This is a genomic window from Phyllobacterium sp. OV277, from assembly GCF_900104355.1.
Taxonomy (GTDB): Bacteria; Pseudomonadota; Alphaproteobacteria; order Rhizobiales; family Rhizobiaceae; genus Phyllobacterium.
Genome location: NZ_FNIY01000012.1, coordinates 65781 through 88285 on the forward strand (window position 1 = coordinate 65781; position 22505 = coordinate 88285).

Annotated in this window: 17 protein-coding genes and 1 pseudogene; 13 read left to right on the top strand and 5 right to left on the bottom strand. The window is 53.6% G+C overall.

What is annotated here, in order from left to right; genetic code table 11:
* Genes BLU05_RS23655 through BLU05_RS23665 form a run of 3 tightly spaced genes read left to right on the top strand, consistent with a single transcriptional unit; the run spans position 1 to position 5598 of the window.
* Positions 1 to 402 carry a DcrB-related protein gene (locus BLU05_RS23655; protein ID WP_175540731.1) on the top strand — a complete coding sequence of 134 codons (402 nt, stop codon included), beginning with the start codon at positions 1 to 3 and terminating at the stop codon, positions 400 to 402.
* An 8-nt stretch (positions 403 to 410) separates the two neighbouring features.
* A complete protein-coding gene (locus tag BLU05_RS23660; RefSeq protein WP_139210512.1) occupies positions 411 to 5105 on the top strand; it encodes an RHS repeat-associated core domain-containing protein in 4695 nt (1564 codons plus the stop codon).
* Positions 5106 to 5109: 4 nt separating this feature from the next.
* Entirely contained in the window at positions 5110 to 5598 is a 489-nt protein-coding gene (locus BLU05_RS23665; RefSeq protein WP_139210513.1) for a hypothetical protein, read from the top strand.
* A gap of 78 nt (positions 5599 to 5676) precedes the next feature.
* Here the strand turns inward: BLU05_RS23665 and BLU05_RS23670 are convergent, their stop codons facing one another.
* Positions 5677 to 6138: an Rrf2 family transcriptional regulator gene (locus tag BLU05_RS23670; RefSeq protein ID WP_091885766.1), complete on the bottom strand. Its 462-nt coding sequence runs from the start codon at positions 6136 to 6138 to the stop codon at positions 5677 to 5679.
* Positions 6139 to 6348: 210 nt separating this feature from the next.
* Here BLU05_RS23670 and BLU05_RS23675 point away from each other — a divergent pair.
* Positions 6349 to 7244, top strand: a pseudogene (locus BLU05_RS23675) (NAD(P)/FAD-dependent oxidoreductase).
* A 30-nt stretch (positions 7245 to 7274) separates the two neighbouring features.
* Here the strand turns inward: BLU05_RS23675 and BLU05_RS23680 are convergent.
* Both BLU05_RS23680 and BLU05_RS23685 read right to left on the bottom strand, forming a co-directional pair.
* Entirely contained in the window at positions 7275 to 8318 is a 1044-nt protein-coding gene (locus BLU05_RS23680; protein WP_091885770.1) for a LacI family DNA-binding transcriptional regulator, read from the bottom strand.
* A 57-nt stretch (positions 8319 to 8375) separates the two neighbouring features.
* A complete protein-coding gene (locus tag BLU05_RS23685) occupies positions 8376 to 9560 on the bottom strand; it encodes a glycoside hydrolase family 88 protein (RefSeq protein WP_091885773.1) in 1185 nt (394 codons plus the stop codon).
* A 220-nt stretch (positions 9561 to 9780) separates the two neighbouring features.
* On the opposite strand from BLU05_RS23685, the gene BLU05_RS23690 reads away from it, so the two are divergent.
* The 5 genes from BLU05_RS23690 to BLU05_RS23710 all read left to right on the top strand — a co-directional run bounded on the left by BLU05_RS23690 (position 9781) and on the right by BLU05_RS23710 (position 15976).
* Positions 9781 to 10686, top strand: a complete 906-nt coding sequence (locus tag BLU05_RS23690) for a carbohydrate ABC transporter permease (protein WP_244518514.1) — start codon at positions 9781 to 9783, stop codon at positions 10684 to 10686.
* A gap of 91 nt (positions 10687 to 10777) precedes the next feature.
* A complete protein-coding gene (locus BLU05_RS23695) occupies positions 10778 to 11551 on the top strand; it encodes a carbohydrate ABC transporter permease (RefSeq protein ID WP_244518518.1) in 774 nt (257 codons plus the stop codon).
* A 55-nt stretch (positions 11552 to 11606) separates the two neighbouring features.
* Entirely contained in the window at positions 11607 to 12689 is a 1083-nt protein-coding gene (gene ugpC, locus BLU05_RS23700) for an ABC transporter ATP-binding protein (protein WP_091885778.1), read from the top strand.
* A 58-nt stretch (positions 12690 to 12747) separates the two neighbouring features.
* A complete protein-coding gene (locus BLU05_RS23705) occupies positions 12748 to 14034 on the top strand; it encodes an ABC transporter substrate-binding protein (RefSeq protein WP_175540732.1) in 1287 nt (428 codons plus the stop codon).
* Between the two features lie 79 nt (positions 14035 to 14113).
* Positions 14114 to 15976: a DUF2264 domain-containing protein gene (locus tag BLU05_RS23710; RefSeq protein WP_091885783.1), complete on the top strand. Its 1863-nt coding sequence runs from the start codon at positions 14114 to 14116 to the stop codon at positions 15974 to 15976.
* Positions 15977 to 16002: 26 nt separating this feature from the next.
* Here BLU05_RS23710 and kdgD read toward each other — a convergent pair whose 3' ends face one another.
* Both kdgD and BLU05_RS23720 read right to left on the bottom strand, forming a co-directional pair.
* Positions 16003 to 16917 (bottom strand): 5-dehydro-4-deoxyglucarate dehydratase, encoded by a 915-nt coding sequence (kdgD, locus tag BLU05_RS23715; protein ID WP_091885889.1) that lies wholly within the window; start codon positions 16915 to 16917, stop codon positions 16003 to 16005.
* 111 nt (positions 16918 to 17028) lie between these two features.
* Complete coding sequence (locus BLU05_RS23720; protein WP_091885785.1) at positions 17029 to 17757, bottom strand: FadR/GntR family transcriptional regulator; 729 nt, start codon at positions 17755 to 17757, stop codon at positions 17029 to 17031.
* A 313-nt stretch (positions 17758 to 18070) separates the two neighbouring features.
* Here BLU05_RS23720 and BLU05_RS23725 point away from each other — a divergent pair, with 313 nt between their 5' ends.
* The 4 genes from BLU05_RS23725 to BLU05_RS23740 are packed head-to-tail and all read left to right on the top strand — an operon-like array spanning position 18071 to position 22502.
* Entirely contained in the window at positions 18071 to 19675 is a 1605-nt protein-coding gene (locus BLU05_RS23725; protein ID WP_091885788.1) for an ABC transporter substrate-binding protein, read from the top strand.
* 24 nt (positions 19676 to 19699) lie between these two features.
* Positions 19700 to 20761, top strand: coding sequence for an ABC transporter permease (locus BLU05_RS23730; RefSeq protein ID WP_175540733.1), 1062 nt, complete (start codon positions 19700 to 19702; stop codon positions 20759 to 20761).
* Entirely contained in the window at positions 20758 to 21666 is a 909-nt protein-coding gene (locus BLU05_RS23735; protein WP_091885791.1) for an ABC transporter permease, read from the top strand. Before BLU05_RS23730 ends, BLU05_RS23735 begins: the two co-directional genes overlap by 4 nt.
* Before the next feature lie 5 nt (positions 21667 to 21671).
* Positions 21672 to 22502 (top strand): ABC transporter ATP-binding protein, encoded by an 831-nt coding sequence (locus BLU05_RS23740; protein WP_091885793.1) that lies wholly within the window; start codon positions 21672 to 21674, stop codon positions 22500 to 22502.
* The last annotated feature ends 3 nt before the right edge of the window (positions 22503 to 22505 follow it).

Below are 22505 nucleotides of genomic sequence, written 5' to 3' on the forward strand. Positions count from 1 at the left end.
ATGTCAATCCCGGATGGCTGGAAAGACCAGACCATCAATATTATTTCAAGTACGGGCACTTCTGAGGCTGGTTTAACCTTCACCATTACCCGCGAGGAAATGCCGTGGGGTATGCAGTTTGATGAATATGTGGACGCTGAACTTGGCAAGGCTGCCAAGGCCCTGAACGAGTTCACTATCGTCGAGAAAGTTCCGGTGCAGATATCCGGCAATCCGGCCCATCAGGTCGAATGCACCTGGGTGGCCAAGCAGGGGCTGATGCATCAGATCATCACCACGATATCGCAGCGTAACAAGGCTATTGTTGTCACTGCGTCCAGCCCGGTGAAGATGTCCGAAACGCAGAAAAAGCAGCTTGTTGCTACGGTGCATACATTTCGTTTTGTTGACCGCAAGGATTAAGAGCCAACGTGTCTCTCCTTAACAACATCGCTACGGGAGGAGCAGTCGCTGCCGGTCGCAGGCACGGTTCCTATACCAGTGTGCCAAATTCGAATACGCCACAAGCTGGTACCCCCACTTATGACATGGGGCCACTCGACGATCCCACAGCACGATCTGATGCAGTCAAGGGGTGGGACTCAACACTCGACTTTGTCGAGAGCGACGCCTTCAATTATGCCGTCACAGGGGGCATGGTTGGCTATGCCGGTGTTACCGGAGCAATGGCGACAGGGACATTGGCTGGTGGCGCGACAGCGATGGGGACGGCGCTCGTTCCGGTTGCAGCGGGCTTGGCCGGTGCGATGGTTGGTGCTTGGGCCGGTGAGAAACTCGGAAACTGGGCGATGGATGCCATGGGCTACCAGAAAATTGCCCAGAATGGCGAGATGCCAGCCCATAAACAGCATCCGATTGCTCATGAGAGCAGTTGGGGGCTTGGCGCACTTGTCCTCGGTGCAGTCGCAGGGCTGGCAGCCGGAATATTTGTCGTTGCCACGTTCGGCACAGGACTTGTTGTTCTCGCTGCTGCCGCTGCCGTTGGGGGTGCATTAGCGGGATTGGGTGCCGGCTTCGCATCGGCTGCTGGACAATATGGGACCAATAAAGGGGTTATATCCAATGGGTCACCCAACGTCTCTTTCGAGGGAAAACCTGTAGCGCGCATCACCGACGAGGTTGTGTGCGAAGATCACGGCATCCAGAAGATCGCGCAGGGCAACATGACCGTGTTTGCCAATGGTCTTGCAATTGCCCATATCGGTCACAAGACAACCTGCGACGGTACTATCAATGATGGTTGCAAGACGATTGTAATCGATCTCGACACCAATCCGCAGCAGCTCGACATCGATGTCGGTTGGATGAAACGGATCACCCGGACGGGTTTGGCCATTCTCAACTTTCTGCCACTGCCAAGTGGCAAACGAAAGCCGGGTCAAAGCCGTGCGCATCCGGTCGAGAACAAACCGGCAGGTGTTTGCACCACCAGAGGCTGTCCGGCCGACGTGGCCTCTGGCCAGTTCTTCGATGTGCGCACTGACCTTTATTTACCCGGTACAATTCCGATCGTGTTTCAGCGGGTATGTCAGCGCAATGCCGCAGGCCTGCTTGGCAAGGGCTGGATGTCCAACTGGACACAACATCTTCATGTCGATGGCGGTGTCGTCCAGTTCCACGATCCCGAAGGCGTCATTATCAGTTTTCATGCTCCCTATGAGCAGATCGACGCTGAAAATGTCCGCTTCCCGCACTTGCGGCTTTTTTCCGAGGACCGGCGGTCCTTTACAATCTGGAACAGCAGGCAGCAGCTCTACTACATTTTCGCAGAAGCCAATCTCGGACGTGTGTGGCTGTCGCGCATCGAAGACCGCAATGGCAACACGGTGGAGTTCACTTACGATCCTGATGGCCTTGCTCGTGTCATACATTCGGATGGGTTTGAACTTGGTGTTCATTCCGAGAACTGGCTGCTGAAATCGGTTTTCACCGGCGTTGCTGATGACACCAGGCAAATGGTCGAGTGGTCTTACACCACGCATGGATGCCTCGAGGAAGTACGCTCTGCGCAGAGTGGGTATCTGCGCTATTACTATGATGAGCATGATCGTATCATTCGCTGGCATGACAGCAAGGCAAGCGATGTCAGCTATGTCTGGAACAAAGAAGACCGCGTCAGCAGCATCGTCAGCACATCAGGATATATGTCCGGTGATTTCGCATATGATGCCAAAAACCGGATAACCCGCTTCACCGACAGCCTCGGGGCAACCTCCGTCTATTTCTATGATGAAGATGGTCTTGTCTGGAAAGAAATCGATCCGCTTGGGAACGAATGGCTCACCGAATGGGGCGTATCGTTCAATATTATTTCCACCACAACACCGCTGGGCCTGAAATCCACCTTTCAATATGACGAGATCGGCAATGTGGTCACGTTGAGGGATGCTGATGGTGCGACAATGTCTTGGTCGTACGGGTCAGATGGCTTGCTCTCATCCGCATCGGATGCAGAAGGTAACAGTCGTGAGTACCACTATGACAATCGTGGCAATATGATTGCGATGGTCAATGAGGTGGGAGAAACCACGTCTCTGCGGGTTGGTGAACGCGGTGAATTGCTGCGTATTGATCAGCCCAATGGCGGACAAAGCCGTGTCTTTTATGATCATTTCATGCGGCCACGCGCGGTTACGGATGCTGCGGGTAATACACGGACCATGCAGTATGATATTGAGGGTCGATTGCTTTGGGCGACTGACGCACTTGGTAACCAGACCAGGTTTGACTACACCCGCGATGCCCTCAATCCAAAAGGTGCATTGCGTGAAGTTTTGCTCGCCGATGGCAGCCGTGAACAGTTTGAATATGACAGCGAAGGCAATCCAGCGCGCTTTATCGACGCCAACGGGAATGCGCGTGATTTTTCCTTCGGGCCTTTTGATCTGCCGCTTGTGACGACCGACTCTTTTGGCAACCGCCTGCGTTACGAATATGATGGTGAAGGTCGCATGACCGCCGTGGTCAACGCAAAGTCGGAACGCTATGAGCTTACGATCGACGCTGCCGGCCGCATTGTGAGGGAAAAGGAGTTTGGCGGGATTGCGACAGACTATTCGCGTGATGCGGATGGTCGAACGGTATCCCGATTTACGGCTGATGGCGTAGAGACGTTGTATGATTACAACGTCCGCAATGAGCTTCTGGCTGTAAGCGTTGTTCGGGACAGTAAAAAGATCAGCACTCACTACGCTTATGACAAACGGGGTTTGCTCATTTCTGCCCAGAACTTCGATTCCCTCATTAAGTTTGAGTATGATGCATTGGGGCGGGCGACCAGAGAAGAAATGAATGGCCGAACCGTTATGTCGGGATACACAGCAGGGGTATTGAGCCGGGTAGCTCGTGAGGGGGATTCCGCCAGCTTCCAACTGTCTTATGATCGCACCGGTGCGGTACAATCCTTGTCGATCGCCGGACATGACCCCGTGGCATTCTCCAGAGATGCCCGCGGTTTTGAGGTACTGCGCCGGAGCGGAGCTGGATTTGCCCAGGCCCAGTCCTATTCATCTACTGGTTTGCTTGAGGCACAGATCGCCGGATCATTTAAAGATGTGTCGGGCCAGTTGTCTGGTATGCCCGGCCGTGAACGATTGCCGGGGCGGCATACGATCATAGGCGCTCTCAAGGTCAACCGCCATTATCAATGGGATCCAGCAGCCAATCTTGTTGGCATTGTTGATGGGCGGTGGGGTGAGACGCGCTATGGCCATGACGATCGAAACCAGATCATCCAGACGACCCATCAAAGCCGTTTTGCAGGTGCGTCGTTCATGGAGCGCTTCGGTTATGATGCCTGCAACAATCTTTCGGTGGCAGACTATACGAGCGGGAAAGATCCGGCGCGATCGGTGAAGGAAGCGCTCCCCGGTCAGACGGTCGAACAGGGTGCTGGAGGCCGCGTGCGTAAACGCGGGCACTTCCGATATGCCTACGATCTGCGTGGACGGGTCATCGAGAAACGCTACGAGGAAGATGGCTTTCGGCCTAAAATCTGGCGCTATGAATGGGAAAGCCAGAACAGGCTCGTTCAACTCGAGACGCCGGACGGTGAAATCTGGCGCTATGGCTATGACGCATTGGGACGGCGGATAAGACGGCTGCGTGTGCTTGAAGGTGGCAAGGGCACCAGTAAGGGGCGCTTTAAATCCGATGGGACGAGAGAGCCTCATGATCGCGTTGGTTCGGCATTCCAATGGGACTGCAATCAGATGATTGCTGAAGCACCGGTCTATGCGGATGGAACGGTAGCATGGGAGAAGGCCAGAAACTGGATTTATGAACCTGGTACCTCCAAGCCGCTGGCAAGGCTGGGAGCGGATGACAGTCTGCACTTTGTGGTGACCGATCACGCCGGGACACCCCGTGAACTTGTTAGCGAAGATGGTGGTAAGGTTGTCTGGACCGCCCAGTTCCAGACCTGGGGTCAGGTTGATCAGCAACAATTCTGGCCTGATGATCCCGGGGCAAATGACAATCAACCAACGGAAGACATTGATTGTCCCATCCGCTTTCAAGGTCAATGGGAAGACGCGGAAAGTGGCCTCTACTACAACCATCAGCGTTACTATGATCCAGATTCCGCACAATATTTGTCACCCGACCCAATCGGACTTTCTGGTGGCTCCCGCCTGCAAGGATATGTAGCCAATCCCGGCACTTGGGTTGACCCATTGGGCCTTGTCCCCTGTGTTCCGCAGACAGGTTCTTATCGCGATTTGCGGAAGAATCTGAAAGGTACAAACCAGCAGGCAAATCACTTGAATCAGGATGCAGCATTCCGCGATGTCATCCCACATAGTGCAGGTGCTGCAAATGCGATGCAGGGCAATGCGTTCAAGGATATTGGAACGCCACACTATGAATTCCACAAATCCCTTGAGGGGTTCTGGGATAAATATCGCAAGGGTGGTTCCGATTATGGCAAGAAGCCGACGGTTGGTCAGTACGATACGGCTCTTCGTGATGCGCTGACATCCTCTGGTTATTCAAGCTCCGATGTTAACCATCTCGCATCTGTTGCCGAGCAAAACCGCGTGGCACATGGATTGAGTAACAGTAGTCCTGTACCGAGAGTTCCGGGGCGAATTAATCAAAGAAAGTAAAGACGTGCGTGAACCTAGCTCAGTAACTATTGCAACATTGGATAAGCTCGACTCGGTCGAGTGGTTCCGGAGCGTTGGACAAAAAGACAATGAGTTTGTGGAATATGTTGCCTCCTGGAAAGCGGCAATAAAGAGCTGCTCTTCAACGGCATGGGAAAATTTTACCCAGGAGGCAGCAAATAATCTGAGTGTTCGAGTGTTGAAGGCGGATCCCAAGCGCTTTGAGCTGTGGAACGATGTGATCGATACGGTAAAGCCTTTTTCCGAAGCCCTGGTCAAGGATAAGATTGGCGGTATTCTTACCTCGGAAAATCTGCCGAAGGCAGTTTCGGATTGTGTCGAATGGGATATTCTTCATTTATGTGTAGAGGCTGAGTATTCCGACATTGTTGAGCCGGGATTCTTCTCGTCGCTTTCCTACCACTATTATACGGGGCATTTTCCTTGCGGTTATAAAGGCAAAATTCCGAACGGGAAAATTGTAATCTACTAAAGTACACCACCGCCAACCTGAAATTCTTCGGAAGCTCTGACACGAACGCGATGCAACTTTCGTCATCCAAACTTCCTGTCAGGCTTTCGCCGCACAGATCCCGTCAGGCAGACGAAGTGTAGCAAATCGCCGATCAAAATCTGACGCCAGGTCGGCAATAGTGATTGCGGCGAGCCGATCTCGTAATAGCAATTCGGCATTGCGCAAGGTGTCGTCAAGCGCCGCGTCAACCGCTTGCTCTACAAGACATGTCGGGTGATCGGAAGAGGGGCCGATGGCAAACAGGGGTGGCGCTCCGATTGCCACATAAACGTCCAATAGCGAGATATCGGCGAGACCTCGCGTTAACTCCCAGCCGCCGCCATGGCCATTTTCGGAGCGGACATAGCCCTGCTTTTTGAGGCCAGCCATCGTTCGACGAATGACGACGGCATTTGTTCCAAGCATCTGTGCGATGGTCTCGGACGTCATGCGTTTCGTGTGCCGATCCATGTGTATGAGCACATGAAGCATTCTCGATAGGCGGCTGTCGCGTCTCAATCGCTGCACTCCCTTGTGTTTAGCTATACCATCCGGAACAAAAGAAGTTACGGGTCTTGATCTGATTTAAATCGTAACATATAAAGTGACGAGAGCCAAGAAACGGATGAGCGTGTCATTCCCAGAGGCACAGGAAATCTTGCGTCAGCATGGTCATGAAGCGAGCATTTTCCAATGCGGCTGGCTCAGAGATATCAGTGGAGCAGATAAATGAAGTTCGATGTTATTGTCGTCGGAGGTAGTTTTGCCGGATTGTCGGCAACCTGCAGTTGGCGCGGGCGCGGCGCAGCGTTGCGCTGATTGATGCAGCAGCGCCCCGTAACCGCTTCACGAAAGCGTCGCATGGATTTCTGGGGCAGGACGGCAAGAGCCCGCGCGAGATCGTAGCTACTGGTCGTAGTGAACTTGGTCGCTACCCCACGGTAAAACTCATCAACGGTGAAGCTGTTTCGGCCGCTGCTGAGGGTGGTGCATTCAACGTGACGTTAAACAGTGGGGAAGTCTTGCAAAGTGCGCGTTTGGTGCTGGCGACAGGCATGCGGGACGAATTGCCAAATGTGCCCGGCTTGGACTTGCGCTGGGGCCGCTCCGTTTTCGTTTGCCCCTATTGCGATGGTTACGAATATGGCGACATGGCTTTGGGTGTTCTGGCTGCGGGACCACTCTCGGTGCATCAGGCAATGCTCGTATCGGATTGGGGACCAACAACCTACTTTACACAAGCGCTTCATGAGCCAGACGCTGATGGGCTCGCTGCACTTTCGGCCCGAGGTGTTCGCATCGAACGCTCTCCCGTGGTCGAATTGCTTGGGCCGGTGCCAACTCTGGAAGCAATGCGATTGGCCGATGGTCGTGTGGTCCCGCTTTCAGCCCTGTTTATCGCGCCGCAAACGCATATAGTCAGTGACCTGCCGCATCAACTCGGCTGCGCTTTGGAAAATGGCCCCAAGGGACCTTATATCAAGGTGGATGATTTCAAGCTGACCTCCGTGAAAGGTGTTTACGCCGCTGGCGATGTTGCAAGTCCGATGCCGAACGCGACGCTCGCATCTGCATCAGGCGTACTGGCAGGCGTTGCTGCGCATCAGTCGCTAATTTTCACTTGAGTCCTGAAACAACACGCGGAGTACTGGCAGTCAGATTAGCGAACTTACGGTATGGCGCTCTATCAGAGTGACCCCAAGGTCAACGTGCCTTACGCTCAAGGATGGGTTGGAAATTCTTTCCTGAAGCATGGCGAAACCAACCCGCCCCAGTTCCATTCGGTCTATTCGAATGGTTGTGAGGGGAGGGCGGCTGTACAGTGCGATTGGCACGTCATCGAGACCGACGACCGAATAAGAACCCGGCACTGAATAGCCAGACTCCTTCAAGCCCTCCATGACGCCAAGAGCGACCAGATCGGTGCTGCAGAAAAAAGCGGTGGTGTCGGCAAGCCGCCCGGCTTTCAATGCCTGCTTTATGGCAAGTGCCGCTTCAAAGTCACGGACACCTTCTTTGTTCAGATCCAGAACATGACGCGCGGGGTCGAACTGGACTCCTGCTTCCTCCAGCGCGTCCCTGAAGCCGTCCATGCGCCTGATCAATGATGAGCGATGCGGAAAAGTAACGTGCACAATGTTGCGATGTCCCGCATCAAGCAAATGGCATGTGGCCAGCCAACCGGCGGACCTGTTGTCCGGTGTTATGCTGCTCAATCGCATCGAGCGATCAGTACCATTGACGATGACAGTCGGAAATCCGCTTTGAACAATACGCTCGATAATCTCGGGATAGTCGAGCCCAACAAGCAGAATGGCGCTGGTAACTGTATCTCCCAGAATTTTGGCAATATCGGACTCAGCTTCGGGTAAATCACGAGCAATCAGCCTGACATTGGCTTCAACGCCTTGGGATTTTGCTTCGTCGAGTACGCCTCGGATGACGTCGCCATAAAACTGGGAGTTCGAGTAATACTCTCCCGGTGTGACAATTGTGATGTCTCTGGATTTGGCAGCAGAGTGCCCGCGTGAAGCACGGGATTGATAGCCCATTTCGTCTGCGATGCCGATGATGCGCCGTCGGCTTTCTTCGCCCACGCCGGGCCGATTGTTCAGCACCTTGGAGACGGAAGCGACCGACACGTCGGCCGCATTCGCTATATCCTGAAGTGTGACGGCAGCTTCCGTTTTATCTGTCATATTGTGGTATCCAAACCCACTTGGGCGGCGAAAGCGTCTTAACTCGATCTATCCCGACTACCAGAAGAAGTCTGCATGGCCAAGCGAACGCATCAAAGCTTCCATGAAATAGTAGTCGCCATAAGGAAGCATCGTATCCGAATAGCCAGCTGTGACGTGCGCCGCGCCGTGAGCAAGAAGCCCTTCAGCTTCGGGGTTTCCACTGATATCGCAGGTGCGCAATAGGCCGCTCATGAGACGATCGGCTTGCGATTTCCAGCGAATGGACTCGGTCTCATCACTCAGACCGGCTATTATATAGATACCGGCGGCCATAATCGCGGCCGCTGAACTATCTCGAGGTGCATTTGCGTCCGTTACAGAAAAATCCCAGACGGGCACATCGTCATTGCCCATCAGCGCTCCGGCCTTTATGGCCAACCGCTTTGCAATATCCAGATAGGCGCTGTTTCCTGTTGTGCGTGCGGATTGTGCAAAGCCATGGATCATCCATGCCTGACCCCGTGACCAGCAGGAGTCGTTGGCGAAACCTTGATGGGTCTCGCCGCGGATTGGTTCACCGGTGACAACATCAAATAAAAACGTATGGAAGCTCGTATCATCAGGCCGAACCAGATACTGAGCTGTCGTTTCCGCATGGCCATCTGCCGCGTCGCGAAAATCCGCATTTCCTGTTTCACCCCATGCCCAGTACAGGAGCGCCAGATTCTGCATGGTATCGGCGATCATACGACCGGCAACGAATTTTGCGCGGGTCATATCCTGTTTGGCGAGAGCATTCCACGCCTGAATGTAGCGTCCACGTGGACAATAGCGTGAAACAAGCCCGCGTGCAGCGTCCAGAGCCATATCATGCGCCTCTCCTGAACCAGTCATGCGCCAGTCCGCAACGCAGCTCAGAGAAAATTGAAATCCAAGATCATGGTTTTGTGATCGGCGGTTGCGCAATATGTCGCGGAAAGCCGGGCGTCGGGCGCGTGCAGCGTTGAGGAAAATCGGATCACCAGTCAGTTGAAGCGCCAACCAGAGCTGTCCCGACATGAAACTGATAACCCAATCTCCGGGTGCGCAATAGGACCATTTGAGATTATCAATCCCAATCTTGGGATTGCGTACCCCGATCACAGGCAAAATTTCGCGAACTTTGCCAATGCACCGCTCCAGAGCGATCTGATGCTCTGCGCGATTAAGGCTCGCTGGGCGTAAGGCATTTGCGAAATAATTGTCCGTGGGCATCTTCATGGCTGTTCCTTTCTAATATGATTTATTTTTCGCATTAAGCGTAAGTTTCGTCAATTACATTTTTTCGTTTGACATTTTTTCGTGAAACATACAGTGTTGAAGCGCGGAAACGGGAGTTTCGCAATGCGTATGGGGAGGATGACGTGGAGTTGGCGAAAAAACAACGAAAGTTTTTCCTAAAACTTTCGTGTTCCTATCTCTGGTTGGCGGGCTGTACCCAATGATGGGACGCGGTCTAGCCGGATCGGGATTTCGCAGGCAGGTTGCGAGTTACAGCTTCCTGATCCCCTGGTTGATCGGGTTCTTCGCGCTTACCGTGGGACCGATTGCCACCTCAATCTACCTGTCCTTCACCGATTATGGCCTCATGGCTCCGCCCCAGTGGATCGGCATGGAGAACTATATCCGCATCGCTTCCGATGACCCGCGCTTCTGGACAGCGATGAACGTCACTTTCACATTCGTGCTTTTATCTGTCCCGCTGAAACTGGCTTTCGCGCTGGCTGTGGCTGTGGCCCTGAACAAAGGCCTGCGTGGCCTTGCGGTGTTCCGCGCAATTTTCTACCTGCCATCGCTGTTGGGCGGTACTGTTGCCATAGCTTTCATGTGGCGGCAGATTTTTTCCCGCGATGGTCTTTTGAACCGAGGTCTCGAATATCTCTTTGGATATGATGGGCCAGGCTGGGTTTCGAGCCCATCAACTGCGCTCTATACTCTGGTTTTGCTCGCAATCTGGCAGTTTGGATCGTCCATGATCATCTTTCTGGCCGGACTGCGGCAGATCCCTCAGGACATGTACGAGGCTGCAAGCATTGATGGTGCAAGCCGGGCTCGGCAGTTCTTCAAGATTACCTTGCCTTTGCTGACGCCTGTTATCTTTTTCAATGCTGTGATCCAGACAATCGATGCCTTCAAAGCGTTTACGTCAGCATTTGTCATAAGCGGCGGCGATGGGGGGCCGATCGACAGCACGCTATTTTACACGCTCTATTTGTTTCAGGAAGCCTTCGTCAATCTGCATATTGGCTACGCCTCGGCGCTCGCCTGGATCCTCGTCATCATCATCGCGTTCTTCACGGCCTTGTCCTTCCTGTCCGCCAGATATTGGGTGCATTACGATGACTGAAGCAAGTTTGTCTCGCAGTCGCCAACAGGGCTTGGTCCATAGCTCCAAGCGCGTTTTCTCGTACTGCCTGCTGACAGCGGCGAGCCTTGTTATGCTTTATCCATTGCTGTGGATGGTCTCGAGTTCATTCAAACCGAATGATGAGATTTTCACATCGGTTTCCCTGCTGCCTGACAAGATCACACTCGATGCCTATGTGCGTGGATGGAATGGGTTGAGCGGCGGTTTCGGCAGGCTTTTCTTCAATTCTCTGCTTATTTCCGTTCTGGCTGTTATTGGAAACCTCGTCTCCTGTTCACTGGCAGCCTATGCCTTTACCCGGCTCCGCTTTTTCGGGCGCGACTTCTGGTTTGCCCTGATGCTCGGCACGCTGATCATGCCGCAGCATGCAGTGCTGATACCGCAATATGTGCTGTTTCTGAAGCTGGGCTGGGTCAATACGATCCTGCCGCTCGTCGTGCCGAAGTTTCTGGCAATCGACGCGTTTTTTATCTTCCTCATGGTGCAGTTTTTTCGCGGATTGCCGAGGGAATTGGATGAGGCTGCCATTATGGATGGTTGTGGCCCTTGGCGGATTTACTTCAAAATCATCCTGCCGCTATCGGGCCCTGTCTTGGCTACGGCGGCCGTGTTTTCGTTCATCTGGACGTGGGACGATTTCTTTGCGCCTCTTATCTATCTTAATGACATCCAGAACTACACGGTTCAGCTCGGTTTGCGTTCCTTTGTCGATTCAACGGCGCAATCGGACTGGAGTGCGCTCTTCGCCATGTCCACTTTGACAGTCTTTCCCATTTTCATTCTCTTCATCGCTTTTCAGCGGTTGTTGATCGAAGGCATTGCCACAACAGGAATGAAACGATGATGCATATCGATCCAGCACCATTCGCCCCTGTGCGTTGTATTTCAGGGAGTTCAAAATGATAAATCTCGCACTCAAAGATGTCGTCAAGCGCTTCGGAGCAATCGAAGTCATCAACGGTGTCAATCTTGAAATCAACAAAGGCGAGTTTGTTGTGTTTGTCGGGCCTTCCGGATGCGGCAAATCCACCTTGCTCCGCATGATAGCTGGTCTGGAACCCATCAGTGGCGGTGAGCTTGTCATTGATGATGCCGTCGTGAACAACGTCCCGCCATCCGAGCGTGGCATTGCGATGGTTTTCCAGTCCTATGCGCTCTATCCGCATATGAGTGTCTACAAGAACATGGCATTTGGATTGGAGACAGCTGGTCTGCCGCGCAAAGATATAAAGGTGCGCGTAGAAAAGGCCGCCGATATTCTTCAGATCGGCCATCTCCTTGATCGCAAACCCAAGGCCCTGTCGGGCGGGCAGCGCCAGCGCGTTGCAATTGGGCGCGCCATCGTTCGCGAGCCAAACATTTTTCTGTTCGACGAACCCCTGTCCAACCTTGATGCGGAACTTCGTGTGCAGACGCGCGTCGAAATCGCAAAGCTTCACAAGGAGATCGGTGCCACAATGATCTACGTGACGCATGATCAGGTTGAAGCCATGACCTTGGCGGATCGCATCGTTGTCTTGCGGAGTGGCAACATCGAACAATGCGGACGGCCGCTTGATCTCTACAACAAGCCTGCAAACCGATTCATAGCGGGCTTTATCGGTAGTCCGAAAATGAACTTTCTTGACGTCACGTTCTCAGAGCGCCGCCCCCAAGGGTCGGCCTTTGCGCTTGCGGCTGCAGAAATCGTCTTGAAGACATCGGAGGACATTCGTTCGGGGACAAAAGCTGTTCTCGGTGTCCGGCCAGAACACATCACGACGGGCAGGGAAGCTGATGTGAAGCTCGGAACACTAACCGTAAGCCATGTGGAGCAACTGGGTGGCCAGACATTGGCCTATGGCCGGCTCGGAGACGACCAAAATTTGACTATCGTGCTCGAAGGTCAAAGGGCAATCGCCGCGAATGATACCTTGGATGTCGGTATCGCTCACGAGCATTGCCATCTTTTCGGGGAGGACGGCAACCGCTTGAACGATTGAGATCGGATAGGGAGGCCGCAGTAATCAAAGCATTTTGATCGCAATGATGGAGGAGCAAGTGATCAACAGACGCCAGATATTATTGAACGGAGCCATGTTGGGAGCAGGTGCCATTGCATCGCTCTCAGGTCTTACAGCTGCTGCGGCACAAGAGGCGCGGCTGCGCCTCTACTGGTGGGGAACGCCTGATCGCCTGAAGCGAACGCAGGGTGTCTCGGAACTCTTCTCGCAAAAGCATGCGGGCGTTACCGTCAATGCCGAAACAGCGGGTTCAGACTACTGGACCAAACTGACGACAATGATGGCGGGCGGAAATCTGCCCGATATCTTTCAGTTGGAGCCCGGCACTTTTGCGGACTACGGACGGCGCAACGCCGCAATGCCGCTTGACCAGTATCTGGGTAAAACCATCCGCACGGACCGGCTGGCACCGGGTGCTCTGGATCTGGTTCTCGTTGATGGAAAGGTGCGGGGGGTGCCGATTGCGGTGAACGCCTGCGCCATGCTTTATGATACGGATGTCTTTGCAAAATCCGGGCTAAAGCCGCCATCCGACGATACGACATGGGATGAGTTTGCAAAAACCTGCGTCGAATTGACGAAATTTATCGGCAAGGACAATGTCTGGGCTGTGGGCAACTGTTCTCACTACAATTCGGTGTTCACCGCATGGCTCAAGCAGCGTGACAAGGCCATGTTTACGGAAGAAGGTCATCTCGGCTTCACTGCGGAAGATGCCACGGAGTGGTACGAATACTGGAACGCATTGGCCACGCAAGGTGGTTGCACACCGGCGGAAATACAGGCTATGGACAAACGCCTGGTGGAAACCAATCCGCTGACCACAGGCAATGCTGCCATTGCCCTGACCTATTCGAACCTGCTTCCAGCCTACCAAGCTGTCTACAAGGGACCTCTGGAGATCGTTGCGCCGCCGATCAAGGATGCGAAATCTCCCACCGGCCTGTTTTATCGGCCCGCCCTTATATGGAGCATTGCAAGTACCAGCAAAAATCCTGATCTTGCGGCCGAATTCCTCGATTTTTTCATCAATGATAGAGATGCGGGAAAGACGCTCGGCATTGAACGTGGCGTTCCCATCAATCTTGATGTCCAGCAGGCTATAACGCCTGATATCAATGCAATAGCGAAGAAAACGGTCGATTTCATCAACGCGATTGCTGGCCGCGTTGGTTCCTATCCGCCTCCCATCCCGCTGGGAGCGGCAGAGTTCGACACAAGGGCTTTCATGCCCGTCGCGCAGAAACTTGCATTTGGCAATCTGACACCTGCGGAGGCTGGGAAAGAATTGATCGCGCAAGGCAAGCGCATATTAAAGGGATGAGATTCCTGCGGTCCTGACTTTCCATTAAGAACGCGGCTGCGACGGCCGCGTTCTTCCAGAATAATTATTGGAGTCCAGCATGCCTGACATCGCTTTTCCGGCAAATTCCTTCCGTCCGCTGCAGAACAATCCATTTTTGACGAGGGCAGACGTAGAACAGGCACTTGCTACACTTGCCCGCCCTATGGAGAGCTTTCGGTCAGAAGGCGGTGCCCGCATAAGATGCGGAATCGCGGCGGCGCATTTCGATCAGGCGGCTGCGGATCTCGAAGGTTTTTCCAGACTGTTGTGGGGACTTGTCCCGGCACAAGTGGGTGGTGCTGACTGGATCGACTGGGAACCCATTGCCCGCGGCCTCGCCGCCGGAACAGACCCGCAGCATCCGGAATATTGGGGCGCTGTGCCTGATCGCAATCAGCGTCTCGTTGAATTGGCGGCAATCGGATTTGCATTGAAACTGGTCCCGTCAAAGCTATGGGAACCACTCGATGACAAAGCAAAACGCAACGTTACGAACTATCTGGTTACGGCGCATAGTCGCCACTGCCATGACAACAACTGGAAGTTCTTTCGTCTGCTGATGGGAATGGGGTTACGCTCAATCGGCGCTGACTATGACCATACACTTGACGACGAGTACGAAGCTGAACTCGAAGCGTTTTATCTCGGAGATGGCTGGTACAGTGATGGCCCGATAAGGCGTGTTGATTACTACATTCCTTTCGCGTTCCATTTTTATGGGTTGATCCTTGCGACAATTGGTCAGAAGCCTGCCTATGAGCGATATCGGGAGCGTGCACGCTTGATCGCTTCAGATATCGGTCGCTGGCTCGCGGATGATGGGGCAGGGATCGTTTTCGGGCGCTCGCTGACTTACAGGTTTGCGCAAGCTGGTTTCTTTGGCGCACTGGCATTTGCAGGCGAAGAAGTTTTGCCTTGGGGCGTATTGAAGGGATTGTATCTGCGCCATCTTCGCTGGTGGTCTAGTCAGCCTATGGCCCATAGCGATGGCATACTTTCCATTGGTTATGCCTACCCCAATCTTCTGATGTCGGAGAGTTACAACTCCCCTCAATCGCCCTATTGGGCTTTGAAGGCATTCCTGCCGCTAGCACTCCCGGAAGATCATCCATTCTGGTTGGCTGAAGAAATGGCTTACCCGGTGGACAAGACTCCTTCGGTTCAAAAGCACCCTGGATTTGTTATTGCCAATCCATCAGGCGACGCGATTGCGCTTTCGTCCGGGCAACAGTGCCTTCACATGCGTCATGGCGCAGAGAAATACGCAAAGTTTGCATATTCTGCACGTTATGGCTTCAGCGTCGAAAGCGATCAGGTCCGTTTTGATGATGCGGTGTTTGACGGGATGATTGGCTTCTCAGACGACGGGAAACATTTCCGTGTTCGAGAGACCAATGAAACTGCCATCATTGCGGATCAAACTATTTATGCAAGGTGGCGGCCATATCCAGATGTGGTTGTTCACACTTGGCTCTATTGGGATGGCCAGTTTCATGTGCGCGTCCACCAGATTGAAACACCACGGCCGCTTAAAACGATAGAAGGCGGGTTTTCAATTGCCCGTGGTGACCCTGATCAAGACCAGACCAAAGTCGAAGGCGGTCACGCTTCTATCAGAACGGCGAGTAATATATCGGCGATAGTGGATATAGGCTCGACGGCTGTTCGTTCTGCCCGACTTCATCTTGCGCCGCCCAATACCAATCTCATCTCCGCAAAGACAACGGTCCCGCAACTTCTTTGCGAGATTCCATCAGGCGAAAGCGTGTTGATGGCGGCGTTTATTGCTCAGGCGGATGGTCGTCAGGTGGAGAATGTATTGGCTTCCCTGCCGCAACGTCCTGACGTTGCGGCGCTGCAAAAGCTTGTGGCGGAAAAAGGGGTTCCCATCGCGATTATGAGGAACAATCCAAGTCTCTAGGCGGAGTGTTGGATTGTTTCGAATATCTATTCTTGCGAACCGAGTCTTTCAATCAGCACTCTAAGATCAGAAATATCGCGCTCGCCACAATCCACCAATGGCGTGCGCACGCGGCCAGCTGAGCGGCCAACGATGGCCGCGCCTGCCTTGACGATGCTGACGGCATAGCCGGGGACGCGATTGCGGATGGCAATGTAAGGCAGGAAGAAATCGCTGAGCAGTCGCGATGTCGTTTCGTGATCATTGGCCGAAACAGCCTTGTAAAAATCAAGCGCAGTGCGGGGAATGAAGTTGAATACCGCCGATGAATAGACACTCACGCCCATGGCCTTATAGGCTTCCGCGTAAACTTCAGCCGTTGGTAGACCGCCGAGATAAGCAAAACGATCACCAAGCCGCCTGCGGATCGAAACCATATTCTCGATCTCGCCAATACCATCCTTGAAGCCGATCAGATTCGGGCATTTTTCCCCAAGTCGTTCCAGCGCATCAGCGTTCAGCTTGCAGACATTACGATTGTAGACGATGACGCCAAGACCGGTCGCAGCACAGACGGCTTCGACGTGACGGCAAATGCCCTCGGCACTGGTTTCCGTGAGATAATGGGGAAGCAGCAACAGACCCGCTGCACCATTCTTCTCCGCATTGCGTGCCATTTGCGCGGCGATACGTGTTCCGTAAGCTGCGGTCGCGAGAATGGGGACAGCCTTTCCACACGCTGCAACAGCCGTACGCACGACATCTTCATGTTCGCCGGGTGTCAGCGAGAAACCTTCTCCAGTCCCGCCGCCGACGAACAGTGCAGATGCGCCATAAGGTGCAAGCCATTCCAGGCGCTTTGTATAGGCCGAAGGTGCGAAATCGTCATTCTGGTCAAAGTCGGTGACAGGGAAGGAGAGAAGACCGGAACTGATTGTCTTCTTAAGCGTCTGGTAATCCATGAAAGCCTCGCCGGAGATCAAAAGTCGATTAGGCGTATCATCTCATATGTCATCATACAACTAGTAAAATTATGACGCGCGCTTTTACTGCTTCCATGCGGTGAATCGTGGTCAGGCTCTCTTCTTACTCATAGGCGGTGCGTTGGTGCGAAGCCGGTCACGGCTGCTGCCGAGATGGAGACGCATGGCCGCGCGCGCACCTTCCACGTCCTGCGCCTTGATGGACTGGTAGATCTGGTCATGTTCGCGATTGACCCGTTCCAGATATTCCCGTTGCGGCAGGCCATTGATTTTATGTGTCTGAAGCCGCGTCCGGGGGATCAGCATTTCACCCAAGTAATTGAACATACTAAGAAAATGTCTATTCTTGGTCGCGATCGCTATGGCGCGGTGAAATTCCAGATCGGCCTGAACGGAGCTTTCGCCCTGTTCAATTGCTACCTTCATCATATCGAGTGCATTTTTGATGCCGGCAAGCTCGGCCTCATCGCGGCGCACAGCTGCCAGAGCTGCTGCTTCCAACTCGATGCTGATACGCAATTCCATGACGCTGATGATTTCTTCGACCAGTTCAAGATTGTCTTCTTCGATCCTGAATGGTGCAGTCTGCAGGTCTTTCAGAACAAAAGCGCCGATGCCTTGCTGGGTGTGAACAAGTCCTTTTGCCTTCAAATTGGCGATCGCCTCGCGAACGACCGTGCGGCTGACGTTGAACTCTGCGATCATCTCCTGCTCGGTCGGCAGGCGTTCCCCGCGCTTGTAATGGCCGGAGGTTATGCGGTCGGCAACAGCCTTAACCAATTGACCCGTAAGGGTTTCTCGCTTGCCAATACCTGACATCGGTTACTCCGCATTCTGCTCGGGCTCTTGGGGAAGAGGCCGGGCTGCTTTGAAATTATCGCTCTGGTTTGGAAGCCGGGGCGAGACGATCAACAGAAACTCATTTGCAGCATAAGATATCATATATTCAACCCTCGTCTGCATCAGGGCATTTGCACGCTGTCAGGCCGAAACCCGGACAGAAAACAGTGCCATGTGGTGACTATTGTCCTGCAACACGACATGTTCCGCATAAATTTAGCCTTGCCTGCCTGAAAAAACAATACTACGATGTCATACAACATAGAAGAAGATGGCTGTAGGGGAGGAAACCATGCCGCATTTTCGTGCCTGTTTCATTGGGGCAACCGCGGTAGTTGCGGCCTTGGCCGTCAACGTAGCCGAAGCAAAGACGCCGAAGGACCAGCTGGTTATCGGGATGAATATGGTGAACCTCACCACTCTTGATCCGCACAATGCCAATTCTTACGAATCTTATCACGTTATTGCCAATCTGTATGACACGCTCATACGCAGCGATCCCAATACCCCAGGTAAAGTCATTCCCGGTCTTGCCAAGTCATGGACTGTGCTCCCCGATGGCACTCTTGAATTTGTGCTTGATGACAAGGCCACCTTTCAGAGCGGCCGCAAGATAACAGCTGCGGATGTGGCCTATTCATTCCAGCGTGCGGTGAAGCTGGGTCTTCTTGCCAGAGCCTATTATGCCAATTGGGGCTACGATGCCGCCAACGTGGAGCAGAAATTTCGGGCAAAGGATGACAAAACCTTCGTGATGGAAGTGGCGACACCCGTGGCGCCGTCGCTCAAGCTGAACGCGCTGACACGGGTCTATGGTGCAGTTCTCGATAAGGAAGTTATCGCCAAGCACGAAAAAGATGGTGATATGGGTAGGGGCTGGCTGGCATCAAATGCTGCCGGCTCCGGGCCGTTCACTCTTAATCGCTGGAATCCAAACGACATCGTCGTGCTCACCCGCTTTGATGCTTATTGGGGCGGCGAGCCGAAGATGAAGCGTGTGCTCGTTCGGCATTTACCTGAGTCACAGACGGAGCGGCTTCAATTGGAAAAGGGCGATCTGGATGTTGGTTTCCAATTGGTGTCGGCAGATATCGATGGTTTGGCAAAGAACCCTGCCATTGTAATCGATCGCCTCGTCGGATCAGGCTTTTACTATCTGATCATGAGCACGAAAGATCCGGAATTTGCCAAACCGGAAGTGCGTCAGGCTTTGCGCTATTGCATCAATTACAAGGACATCAACGATGTCGTGATGAAAAACTATGGCACAAGCGCCACGACGTTCATTCCTGCCGATATCCCGGGTTATATTCCTGATATTGGCAATGTCTACGATCCTGCCAAGTGTAAACAGGGTCTGGCGGCAGCGGGTTATGGCGATGGTTTCAGCAAGCAATTGCTCTCGTTGAATTCCACTCCCTATGCCGACATGGCAACCGCAATCCAACAGAACCTTGCCGTAGCCGGTGTTAAGGTCGATATCCTCACGGGTAATGGCGATCAGACATACGGGCCGATGCGCGATCGCAAATTCCAGTTGGGCGTCGGGCGCACAGCGTCTTCGGCGCAAACGGATGCAGATGGCTGGTTACGGACCCACGTCTATAATCCTGACAATAAGGACGATGCCAATCTTACCAATCTTCAAGCCTGGCGTGCGTCGTTTGAGTTGCCTGAAGTCAACAAGCTGATGGATGAGGCACAGGCCATCACCGATAACGAGGCGAAGCGCGTCGAACTCTACAAGCAAGCGTTGAAATTGTTCGAAGAGTCCGCACCGCCCATCATCCCGATTTCACAGCGGGTCGACCCTTACGCAAAGAGCGCCCGGCTGAAGAACTATGTGGGCGACATTGGCTGGATGACCCGCTGGGATCAGGTCGAAAAGCAGGACTAAGGCAGGAAGTCAGGTCGCCAGCGCATGGTCAATCAAGTGGAAACGGCAATCTCATCGTCAAAAAGGCGGTCGGGATTGCGAAAATACAGTCGACTTGGCGGTTCGCTTTTCAGCGTCCTGACAACGCTGTTTCTTTTGGTGCTTCTGACATTTGTCATTGGGCGCCTGATGCCTGTGGATCCTGTTATCGCAGTTGTGGGGCCTGATGCGGATCAGGCAACCTATCTCAAGGTCAAGCAGGAGCTTGGGCTTGATCTGCCTGTTATGCAGCAGTTCTGGATATTCCTGAAAAACCTCCTGCACGGCGATTTTGGGACAACGCTGCTGACCGGTCGGCCTGTTATGGAAGACATCGCCCGTGTTCTGCCGGCAACGGTCGAACTGGCAACCGTAACCATTATTCTGGGCGCTGGCATCGGAATTCCGCTCGGTGTTTATGCGGCTGTTAATCGTGGACGGTTTGCCGATCACGCGGTGCGGTTGATTGCTTTGCTTGGCCACTCGACCCCGATTTTCTGGATCGGCATGGTTGGCTTGATGCTGTTTTATGCAAAGCTCGGCTGGGTTGGCGGTTCAGGAAGGCTTGATCTGTTCTATGAGGACGTTGTTCCCGGTGTTACCGGCTTTCTGTTGATCGATTCTCTGCTTGCTGGCGATATGGACGTCTTCTGGAGCGCAGTGACGCACATCATCTTACCCGCATCTGTCCTTGCCTATGCGTCCATTGCCTATATCAGCCGCATCACACGCAGTTTTATGCTGGAGCAACTCAGCCAGGAATATGTCATCACCGCCCGGGCAAAAGGCGTATCGCGACGGGGTGTGATCTGGCTGCACGCATTCAAAAACATTCGCGTTCAACTCGTCACCGTCGTGGCTCTTTCCTATGGCGGCATGTTGGAAGGCGCCGTACTTATCGAAACTGTCTTTGGCTGGCCGGGTTTCGGTCAGTATCTGACCAATGCGCTTGTTATCGGCGACATGAATGTCGTCGTCGCCTGCACGCTGATCATTGGCTGCGTCTTCATCGCGCTCAATGTGATTTCCGATCTGCTCTACAAATTTTTCGACCCGAGGATCAAATGAGTACCGCAAGCAAAGGGCTGACTGCCTGGCTGACGACGGAAGAGCCGAGCAGTGCCAGACACGCGGCGTTGCAGAATATCTGGCGCGTATGGATGCGGTTTGCCTCTAATCCGCTGGGGATCGCCGGTCTCGCCATTATTTTGCTTCTGGTGTTCATTGCTGTCTTTGTACCATGGCTTGCGCCGTATTCGCCATTCGACCAGAATCTGCGCGAAACGCTGGTAGCGCCAAACGCACAGCATCTTCTCGGCACCGATGAGCTTGGTCGCGATATTCTCAGCCGTATTCTCTGGGGCAGCCGTATTACCCTTTCGATTGTTGCAATTGTCAGTGTCATAGTTGCGCCAATTGGCCTGATTGTCGGGTGCCTTGCGGGTTATTACGGTGGCTGGCTCGATACGATCCTGATGCGCGTCACCGAATTGTTCCTGTCCTTCCCGAGCCTCATTCTTGCACTGGCCTTTGTTGCGGCGCTCGGACCAAATCTGAACAATGCAATCATTGCCATTGCGCTCACTCAGTGGCCGCCAATCGCCCGGCTTGCACGTGCAGAGTCATTGAGCCTGCGCAACCGCGACCATATTTCTGCGGTGCGGCTGATGGGCGCTTCCAGTCTGCACATCGTCATCGCCCATATAGCGCCGTTGTGCATCCCCTCGGTCATCGTGCGTATCACGCTCAACATGGCCGGTATCATTCTGACCGCAGCGGGTCTTGGCTTTCTTGGCCTCGGTGCGCAGCCACCAAGCCCGGAATGGGGTGCCATGGTTTCAACCGGACGACGTTTTATGTTGGATAGCTGGTGGGTCGGTACCATGCCCGGTCTGTCGATCCTCTTTGTCAGCCTTGCCTTTAATCTGGTCGGCGATGCCCTGCGCGATGCGCTTGATCCGAGGCAGGAGTGAATGCGATGACTGACACGCTTCTTTCTGTACGTGATCTGAAAATCAGCTTCCATGGTGCGGCTGGGATATTCGACGCTGTTCGCGGTGTATCCTTCGATCTTGGCCGCGAGAAACTTGGCATTGTTGGCGAGTCCGGCTCAGGCAAAAGCATGACGGGGCGGGCAATCATGCGTTTGACGCCGCCCGCTGCCAAGGTCAGCGCCGAACACATACAGCTTGGCGATGTGAATATTCTTGGTGCCTCGGAAGCAACCATGAATGATATTCGTGGTCGCCGTATAGGGCTTATCATGCAGGACCCGAAATATTCGCTCAATCCTGTCGTAACCGTCGGCGAACAGATCGCCGAGGCCTATCGTATTCACACACACTCGTCATCGTCTGAGGCACGGAAAAGGGCTGTGGCCATGCTTGGCGCGGTGCAAATCCGGGAACCCGAACGGGTCTATCGCATGTATCCGCATGAAATGTCAGGCGGTATGGGACAACGCATCATGATTGCCATGATGCTGGTTTCAGAACCGGAAATTCTTATCGCCGACGAGGCAACCTCGGCACTCGATGTGACGGTGCGGCTGGAGATTCTCAACCTTCTCAATGATCTCGTGCGAAAGCGCGGCCTTGGCCTGATCTTCATCAGCCATGATCTCAATCTGGTGCGCCGCTTCTGTGACCGTGTGCTGATTATGTATCGGGGCAGGGTGGTCGAAGCTTTGAAGGCAAGTGAACTCGATCAGGCAACGCATCCCTATACCAAGGGACTGTTGGATGCGATGCCGCGTATTCATACGCCACGCAAGCGTCTGCCTGTTCTTACGCGCGATACGGCATGGTGAATG

Excerpts from the sequence above, each read along its gene's own strand:
- BLU05_RS23655 (WP_175540731.1), top strand. The coding sequence starts at position 1 with ATGTCAATCCCGGATGGCTGGAAAGACCAGACCATCAATATTATTTCA.
- BLU05_RS23680 (WP_091885770.1), bottom strand. The coding sequence starts at position 8,318 with ATGACAGATAAAACGGAAGCTGCCGTCACACTTCAGGATATAGCGAAT.
- BLU05_RS23685 (WP_091885773.1), bottom strand. The coding sequence starts at position 9,560 with ATGAAGATGCCCACGGACAATTATTTCGCAAATGCCTTACGCCCAGCG.
- BLU05_RS23690 (WP_244518514.1), top strand. The coding sequence starts at position 9,781 with ATGATGGGACGCGGTCTAGCCGGATCGGGATTTCGCAGGCAGGTTGCG.
- BLU05_RS23695 (WP_244518518.1), top strand. The coding sequence starts at position 10,778 with ATGCTTTATCCATTGCTGTGGATGGTCTCGAGTTCATTCAAACCGAAT.
- ugpC (WP_091885778.1), top strand. The coding sequence starts at position 11,607 with ATGATAAATCTCGCACTCAAAGATGTCGTCAAGCGCTTCGGAGCAATC.
- BLU05_RS23710 (WP_091885783.1), top strand. The coding sequence starts at position 14,114 with ATGCCTGACATCGCTTTTCCGGCAAATTCCTTCCGTCCGCTGCAGAAC.
- kdgD (WP_091885889.1), bottom strand. The coding sequence starts at position 16,917 with ATGGATTACCAGACGCTTAAGAAGACAATCAGTTCCGGTCTTCTCTCC.
- BLU05_RS23720 (WP_091885785.1), bottom strand. The coding sequence starts at position 17,757 with ATGTCAGGTATTGGCAAGCGAGAAACCCTTACGGGTCAATTGGTTAAG.
- BLU05_RS23725 (WP_091885788.1), top strand. The coding sequence starts at position 18,071 with ATGCCGCATTTTCGTGCCTGTTTCATTGGGGCAACCGCGGTAGTTGCG.
- BLU05_RS23730 (WP_175540733.1), top strand. The coding sequence starts at position 19,700 with ATGGTCAATCAAGTGGAAACGGCAATCTCATCGTCAAAAAGGCGGTCG.
- BLU05_RS23735 (WP_091885791.1), top strand. The coding sequence starts at position 20,758 with ATGAGTACCGCAAGCAAAGGGCTGACTGCCTGGCTGACGACGGAAGAG.
- BLU05_RS23740 (WP_091885793.1), top strand. The coding sequence starts at position 21,672 with ATGACTGACACGCTTCTTTCTGTACGTGATCTGAAAATCAGCTTCCAT.